Source organism: Rhizobium sp. BK399 (assembly GCF_014194695.1).
In the GTDB taxonomy this organism is placed as follows: domain Bacteria; phylum Pseudomonadota; class Alphaproteobacteria; order Rhizobiales; family Rhizobiaceae; genus Rhizobium.
The window spans coordinates 57,285-64,516 of the sequence record NZ_JACIAH010000024.1 but is presented as its reverse complement, the minus strand read 5'-3'; the positions used below and the strand labels follow the sequence as shown (position 1 = coordinate 64,516).

Below are 7,232 nucleotides of genomic sequence, written 5' to 3'. Positions count from 1 at the left end.
GCTCCGCACCGCAACCCGCCGCTACCGCCCCAAATACAGCAACCCAAAACCGCCGGAGCGAACTTAAAACTGGATAAAACTTGGGGGCAAGGTCAACGGCAGGGGCCTTCGACAGACCGAAATCCTTGTCGGGCTATTATCGACAGGAAGTAGCCATTTAATGAGAACGTGTAATGTCGGGCAACGCCCGCCCGGCAATAAAATTATCGTTTTCAACACAAGCATTGCAGGCGAAGGACACCTGGCCGACGACACTTGGACCCAACTTCGGTATCAGAGGCTCGCAAGCCGGTGTCACGGTAGAATATTCTTGCCGTGGAATTTCACACGAAATTCCTTTGCTTGTCTCTTGTCCGGAATGGTTATCACAATGAACCTAAGCGAATATGTTTTTCTCTCCTCGCTTTCCAGATCGAATGTCCAGGCCGTCATACCTGTTCCCTCGCCAATCTCTACCAGCTTCTCCATCACCCGGTCTTCGCGATCCTCTCCGTCGAGGTTGATCTCGTAAACGAAAGTCTCCTGACCGGGCGACCCCACGATCTGTTCGTTGATCCAGTTCCAAATCGCTTCAGCGTTTACCGGAAATGGAGGCAACTCAAAATTTAGGTGCTCTACATCAAGCGCGAATATGACCTCTCTGTCGTATAGTGCCCGTATTCCCAAAGCGTATTCCGATCTTTGAATTGTATCGGCCAATACACCTTTCAATTTCCTCAGGCTCGAATACTTATGAAACATTCCACGCTCCAGATACCTTACTGGAGTTAGAGCCTCCGATTTTTCTTTCCAGATGTATTGCCACTCTCTATGCTACGCCATTTGGAGGGTGGAAGGTCCACGCCAGGTCGGAAGATGCGGCTGCTCGAATGGCAAGCTATCGTTTAGTGGACCGAGTTGGGGGTGCGCTCTCGGCCGGACCCTTAGAGGGACGTCGTATTGAGGACGTCCTCTCCAGTTCTATCGTTGCCTATTCAACAACTCCGCTTGTCGCCGCCATGTCGTGGTCGGCACCAACTCAGTGCCTCCCACGACCTTAGGCTGCGTCGGCTCGGCCGAACGAACGGCGCAGCGGCGGCTCATGATTGCCCGCCTGTTTTGGCCGTTTGAACGGCATGTGGTCGACGATAGACACCAATGGATTTGGACATCAATGCCAAACGAAGCCTCGGTATGTCAGCAAGGCCTGCCGTTTCGCGTACATTGTTGCCATCGTGCTACAGTCTTTCGTGCTCCCCAAACGGCCTCGGTTTTAGGGATGGGCGCCGCCTTTCATGACAACGTTGAACCTTGCTGGATCTTACACCTCGGGGCAACCGCGAACGTTAGCGAAGATGATCCTGTCTGGCCCGCGGCGGGTCATGCCCTCTACGACAACGCTACGTGGCGAAATCCGCACGACATGAGCCCTTCGAAATCCGGCATCGCGTGCGTTGTCAAGGGCATCATCAGGATCGCAGCGCCGGCGAGACCCTCGATCGGACCAATCCCCGTGCCGATCATTATCACGATCATGAATTCCGACGCCCCCTGGGCCCACCCTGAACTCGAGATCCTGGGCGATGGAAGGTGACATGAATCCGACGACGCTGCTCGCGACCAGGGCAGAACTGATAGCAATTCTCTTCAACACAGTCATTGGTAATCCTCCAAAAGTCTCTTCTCTGAGAAGCTAACCTTCCCGACACGGAACGGTTCCCTCAGAGAGGGCACGAACGATGCGGAATGCTCGGTTATGCTGCCCCACGCAAACTGGCTCGGTTTTTGGCTGCCCCAACGCTCAACCTGACGAAGTAAGCCCTTGTTCGTTTCACCACTCTCGCTTCACTTCGAAAGAACACTCTTCAAGGCCCCGAAGTCTTTATAGTTTCCGGATCGATACTATTCAGAACGTCGACCTTTCGCTGGACGCAAAGTGTCGAGATTGCAAGCTTTGGATTGGTGTTTCGACACTAAGACATCGAACCGTTGGGATCATTGCGGACGGAAGATTTGAGGCGCATGAGGCGAGAAGGCGACGCATGCATATGCGGTTCGGGACAACGGGATGTCGACGGTAGTTTCACCGGCGACAATGGTTTTCGTAGAGATTTTGGAGCGGTCTTTCGCGGCGGACCACTCGAACGTTGAAAGCCGTCACAAGAAAGGGGAACTGAAATGAAGAAACTATTGGCATCAACTTGCGTGACATTCGGGCTGCTGGGACTTGCCTCTTACGCGAATGCCGCCGGTTGCGGTTCCTTGAAGCGACAGCGCAAAGTAGCCGGCAGCATCCGTCTGATATGAGAAGGCTGACAGGCTGCTACTGTCACCGGAACGAGAAGTAAAGGTCTCCCAGGAGATGGTTCTTTAACATCGGGACCTTTGCTCGGGCGATGAAAGCGATGGCGAGTGTTGCAGTTCCGCACTCGACTCAATGGTTGCATGATGTTTTTGTGCGCCGGGGCGTTGGAGTTTCGTTATGTTGTTTGCGTTGGATCAGACGAAAGCCAGACTGCAGTATCTTGTAAAGTTCGCATCGGTTTGGCTCGTTGCCATTGCTTTGGCGTTCCTTCCCGTGTGGTGGCTGGTCCAGGAAACGACCTTCTAGAGCTCTGGTTTCCCTGAAAAAGGGACGCCAGTCATCGGCACATCCGGCGTGTCAAGGCTGCAATCGCTGCTGGCGACCAGCATCCGGATACGTTCCGCCACCCGGGGACCGACGGGATTGTAGACGACTAGGTAGATCGGGCCTACCATCCACGGCAAACCCGGAATATTCAGTTCGATGTCGCCGAGAATCGGATGTTTTAGCCTCTTGGTTCCTTCTCTATGGGCAATAACATCGTTCTCCTGCCACAGCGCAGCAAACTCCGGACTCACGTTGCAAAGTTCATCTACCAGTTCGTGATCTCCGACGTCGCTCCGGCACGGCCTGCGTCCGCTCGAAACGCGCAACCTCTTCCTTTCTCAATCCAGGCGTACGGCTGCGACCCGAAAACCCAAACACAGCCGGATCAAGCCGAGAACGACGATCGCAAAGGAAAACTCCAAGGGCGGTTCCTCTTCCGCGCCGAGCCTTACACTCTCGGGTTCTCTGCGCGACGCAGGGACTAATGACGTCGCACTTGACAGATCTCCTCCATCGTTTCGCTGAATCCAGCCGTTCGTTCATGTTTCAAATCAGCCGCAGGTGCGCGGCGACAATCACGGTGAGATCCGTCTCATCCTGATCGCCGCGCTATACGCAGGTGGATTCTGCTTCTTGGTACCGTTGACTACCACGCTTTGACACCCGGGCTCGGCGCCGGCCTTATTGACTTTTCGCAGTTGCGCCCATTTCTAATCTTTATTGTCGCATCCTCAAATTGCAGCATGCTGATAGCTATTCCATCCATCTCAACCGGGAGGATAGTCCCATGCACCTCTATAAGGAGACGAACCGCTTCCAGTGCTCCAGCCACGCTGGGCGACCTTGCATCGTCATCGAGCAGATGAGGATCGACCAAAGGGGAAACATCAGCCCCGATCCAACGAAAATCGACTATCTGACGGAAGATGGCGACGTTGTCTCGCGATTGGACGAGGGGCTGTTTCTCGTCTTGATCAGCCAGGAAGAACTTCTGCTAACGCATTGATGAAAAATGTCATCAGGCAACACGCCGTCGCCCGTGGGGACGAAGATCGGGATAGGTCGTGCTGGTCACGGGTCCGGATGCGCGCTTGAACGATTTCTTGCAAACCTGAAGGCGGCTTTTCCGCCCTTCAACAACTTTGGGATTAGTTGGAACCGAATGGCGAGGACCGATGGATTCCACCTGTGCGTTGATCGGCGAGGATGGCTATTCATTGCAACTGGTCTGGCTCTCGTTTCGGAAGAACAAGCCTACGTGGTCCTCTGTCCCGCGCCCTCTGTCGATGAAGCCCTGTCGCTCATTGAAGTCCGTCCTCCAGACATATCATCCCTGGGCCTTCAAGCTCGACAAATCCAGGCTTGTGCAACAGATCGAAGACTTATTGCCTTTACCGCAAGGCCAACGGCGTCGTCGGTTACGAGACAAGAAAAGCAGGTCGCACTAACCATCTACTGATGCAAATGTGGAGTCGCGACCGCTGCTGGCCGCCCAAGGCAGTCATCGATCAACTGGTATCGAGCAGACGAGTGCGCGATCGTTGTTGCTACCCCCTGAAGGGGATGTTCGTCGGCTTCGCTGAGGGGGCGGCCGCCAGATCCGGCGTTCGACACGTGAGCCGAGACGAGATTGGACTTCGAATTTGATCCACGAAGCGACTGCTGGGCTGGACCAATCTTGCCACTGGGACTTAACGAGCAGATCGCCCAATGGATCAGCCCTCGCCATCGCCCGCCGACCAATTTGGACATTGTGTAAAAAATCCTCGGCGGCGAAGGAAAGGGAAGAACGGTGCCACATCGTACTGGCACCGAACCACGCACCCCTCAAAAAGGCCGAGGCGCGCAATGTGCGAATTAGGGCGAGTAGATATACAACTTTTGAGCGGGAGAGTTGCCCGATATGCTAGGTAGCTGGACGCGCGCCCTTGCAGCAGACTGGAATTGGTTCTCAACAGGGGGCTGGTAATGGCCGAAGAATACCGATTGCGCATGGAAGGCGAACACTGGTCCATCATCGACGAGGCAACGCTTGAGCCAGCTCGGCTCGATGGCGTCCCTCTCGCCACGATGGAAGCCGTTGAAGCAAAGTACATGTTGAAAATTCTGCAGGGACTGGATCGCGTTCGCAAAGCTTCAAAACGGTCGGCGTCCATGGTCAAGAAGCACGGCATCAAGACGGTTCGGATATCGCCCGTCCAGCCGGTCACAGATGCATTCGCTCCGCTAAAGCCGCTTGGCGCCGATTGTTCGTTTTGCGTGGCATGCAATGGATCTTGCAAAGGGGCAAATCCCTTGACCTACTTAACTGACGCAGAGAGCCGCCTTGGTCGCCCGATCGGGCCACGGCTCGGATCCATACAGCGTGACGACGGTCTTTACGAAGCGCGCGTAGTCCCGGCTTACGCGGGCGAGGACAGTACCGTCATTTTTATCCGGCGGCCGAGCCTGAAATTCTGGCTCCGATCAAAAATGGGTAAACTATTGCGTTGAACAAATGCTACGCAGCCCCGAAATAGAGCTTCAGAAATCTGGCACTAGCCTGTTCATGCTGTTGCCCGAAATTCTTCTCCTTTCACGTTGAACGCTCTGTGCCGGGCGTTGCCCGATGCGCTCCCTAAGGTGACGCGGAATGCACGATACCCGCACAAAGTGAGGCACGCTGCTATCCGTCGTCATGCATGTGCGATATCTGTGGTGCGCACACAACCCTCTTTGGACCGGGAAGGCTCTCGGCATACCCGTCGTGCCTTTGAGCCTTCCACCCTCTCATCGTGCGAGGTTGCCCAAGCTTTGGAAAGGCTTGCGTCTATGAAGGTACGAGCAGTCCCATGCTGATCCATCCCGTCACGATCACCAGCAAGATAGTGGCTGCGTACAAGACCATCGTGCCGATCCGCCGATAAACGAGAAAATTTCTTGAAGCCGGCTCATTCTGAGCGCTGGCTGCTTGCGTAGAAAACGATAAATATCGTGACATGGTAACACCGGCTTTATCGGAGAAATAGGCGGCACAAAAAAAGGTTCCATCACGGCCTGTTTGCGACTTTAACAAATGCGTTTTCGGGTTCGCCGTCGGAGATTCCAACTTTATCGTATTTTCCGGGGGGCTCGGATGCACGTAGAGACGACCATTCCCTCGTGAGCCAATCAAGCATTCGATTCGATCAGCTGCCAACGACCAAAAAATTAGCCTCGGTGGTTCCCGAGGCTCAGGTGCGGCTCAGCTCCAACATGAAGCCTGGCCTTTGTACCGGACAGATCTTGATGCTGACAGGCCATATTTTTTCATTCTGGTACTGTCTGCGGCGCAGGCTCGTGATCTTCAAACGATATAGTCCGCTGGCTCCTCCTCACCAATCGCTCGGTGTCTCGCTCCACGCACACGACCCTCAATTAATGATTTTCCAGGTGGCTGGTTCGCTCGTTGATTAGAAATTCAAGGGCGGCGCGTAAAAGCACCGGACAGTATCCTCGTTTGGGAACAGACACAGATGAAACTGACCGTCCGGCGATTCCAAGGCCCTGGACTGCGGAACGAGGAAAAGGTGTGGACGCGTAACGAGCCTATGGTCGCCTGGCTTCAGCGCGATCTGGTACCCACCGCCCGCTGGTCGCACTGCTTGTGACGGAATAGGCTGACAGTCCCCGTTTTCGCCGTTCCCGTTGCAGCAAAATGCTTCGTATTGAAATCCGGATGGCGCATGATGTGCTTTAGCTGCTGTTGCAGCAACAAGTATCAACAAGGCAAGGACAAGCCGCATCGTATTCCCCCGCAAATTTCGATCCGTCGGCAGTATCTTATTTTACTTCTGTCTAAAGTATGGCTGAAGTATTCTTCTCTCAGCAGTCGATCGGTGAAGTCGAAATCCCGTGCCAATGGCGGATTGCGACCAAGCTGCCTTGTTAGAACGCGTAACTTCGCATTGGGAGAAACGACGACGTCACACCGCCGGAAACGACACCGCAATAGTCCCAGCCTGGTACGCGAGCATGGTCTCGTCCCCAAAGATGTTCAGTCCCGCGTAACGCTGGCAGCCGACCGTCAGACGGTTATGATTGCCGCACTGGTTGTAAGCGCCGCGATCCTGGCTTTCGGCGTGAATGCCCTGATTGGGTCCTAACCGCCCATGCGCATGTAAAGCGACGGCTTCATGTCAGGCTTTGTAAGGCTGTACACCTCATAAGAGGCTTGGTGGTCGTCTCCCATTCCAAGCGAGCCAACCGGCATACCTGGCACGGCAAGTCCCGCAATCGGAGGTTTCTCGTTCAACACCTTCTCGACGGCCTCCAAGGGGACGTGCCCTTCAAAGAAGTAGTCGCCGACCACAGCGGTGTGGCACCCCTGCATATCTTCAGGGATACCGAGCCTGGCCTTTATCGACATGAAATCATCCTCCCGGACCACGACGTTGAAATCGGCATTCACCATTGCGAGGGCCCAAGCTCCGCAGCAGCCGCAGCTGGGATCTTTATAGATGTCCATCCGAGCCCGCGACGCTGACGCACGCCGGGTAAGTGTGGCAATCGTGCCTGCTGCCGCCAGACACATGAAAGCTCTACGTTTCATGCTCTTCTCTCCTTTCATTGGTGTTCAAGCTCATTTCAGGGCCATGATCGA

The 7,232-nt window shown here is 54.8% G+C and carries 7 protein-coding genes; 2 read left to right on the top strand and 5 right to left on the bottom strand.

The annotated features are described in order from the left end of the window. Positions 1 to 294: 294 nt before the first annotated feature. The 3 genes from FHT97_RS28480 to FHT97_RS31225 form a co-directional block, all read right to left on the bottom strand. A complete protein-coding gene (locus tag FHT97_RS28480) occupies positions 295 to 741 on the bottom strand; it encodes a hypothetical protein (protein WP_183864903.1) in 447 nt (148 codons plus the stop codon). A 559-nt stretch (positions 742 to 1,300) separates the two neighbouring features. Then, positions 1,301 to 1,576, bottom strand: a complete 276-nt coding sequence (locus FHT97_RS31230) for a hypothetical protein (RefSeq protein WP_246712829.1) — start codon at positions 1,574 to 1,576, stop codon at positions 1,301 to 1,303. 1,010 nt (positions 1,577 to 2,586) lie between these two features. Continuing rightward, positions 2,587 to 2,937 (bottom strand): hypothetical protein, encoded by a 351-nt coding sequence (locus FHT97_RS31225; RefSeq protein ID WP_310503316.1) that lies wholly within the window; start codon positions 2,935 to 2,937, stop codon positions 2,587 to 2,589. Positions 2,938 to 3,398: 461 nt separating this feature from the next. Between FHT97_RS31225 and FHT97_RS28465 the strand changes: the two genes are divergently transcribed. Next, on the top strand, positions 3,399 to 3,617 hold the full coding sequence (locus tag FHT97_RS28465) for a hypothetical protein (RefSeq protein WP_183758301.1): 219 nt from the start codon (positions 3,399 to 3,401) through the stop codon (positions 3,615 to 3,617). Positions 3,618 to 4,579: 962 nt separating this feature from the next. After that, complete coding sequence (locus tag FHT97_RS28460; RefSeq protein WP_183864901.1) at positions 4,580 to 5,104, top strand: hypothetical protein; 525 nt, start codon at positions 4,580 to 4,582, stop codon at positions 5,102 to 5,104. Positions 5,105 to 6,042: 938 nt separating this feature from the next. Here the strand turns inward: FHT97_RS28460 and FHT97_RS31220 are convergent. Together FHT97_RS31220 and FHT97_RS28455 are read right to left on the bottom strand one after the other, a co-directional pair. Then, positions 6,043 to 6,375, bottom strand: coding sequence for a hypothetical protein (locus tag FHT97_RS31220; RefSeq protein ID WP_246712827.1), 333 nt, complete (start codon positions 6,373 to 6,375; stop codon positions 6,043 to 6,045). A gap of 356 nt (positions 6,376 to 6,731) precedes the next feature. Further along, the gene (locus tag FHT97_RS28455; protein WP_183864900.1) at positions 6,732 to 7,181 is read right to left on the bottom strand and encodes a DUF411 domain-containing protein; all 450 of its coding nucleotides are present in this window, start codon (positions 7,179 to 7,181) and stop codon (positions 6,732 to 6,734) included. Positions 7,182 to 7,232: the final 51 nt, after the last annotated feature.

What these genes read in the sequence shown, in the direction of transcription:
- FHT97_RS28455 (WP_183864900.1), bottom strand. Translation starts at nt 7,181, where the DNA reads ATGAAACGTAGAGCTTTCATGTGTCTGGCGGCAGCAGGCACGATTGCC.
- FHT97_RS28465 (WP_183758301.1), top strand. Translation starts at nt 3,399, where the DNA reads ATGCACCTCTATAAGGAGACGAACCGCTTCCAGTGCTCCAGCCACGCT.
- FHT97_RS28480 (WP_183864903.1), bottom strand. Translation starts at nt 741, where the DNA reads ATGTTTCATAAGTATTCGAGCCTGAGGAAATTGAAAGGTGTATTGGCC.
- FHT97_RS31230 (WP_246712829.1), bottom strand. Translation starts at nt 1,576, where the DNA reads ATGTCACCTTCCATCGCCCAGGATCTCGAGTTCAGGGTGGGCCCAGGG.
- FHT97_RS31220 (WP_246712827.1), bottom strand. Translation starts at nt 6,375, where the DNA reads ATGCGGCTTGTCCTTGCCTTGTTGATACTTGTTGCTGCAACAGCAGCT.
- FHT97_RS28460 (WP_183864901.1), top strand. Translation starts at nt 4,580, where the DNA reads ATGGCCGAAGAATACCGATTGCGCATGGAAGGCGAACACTGGTCCATC.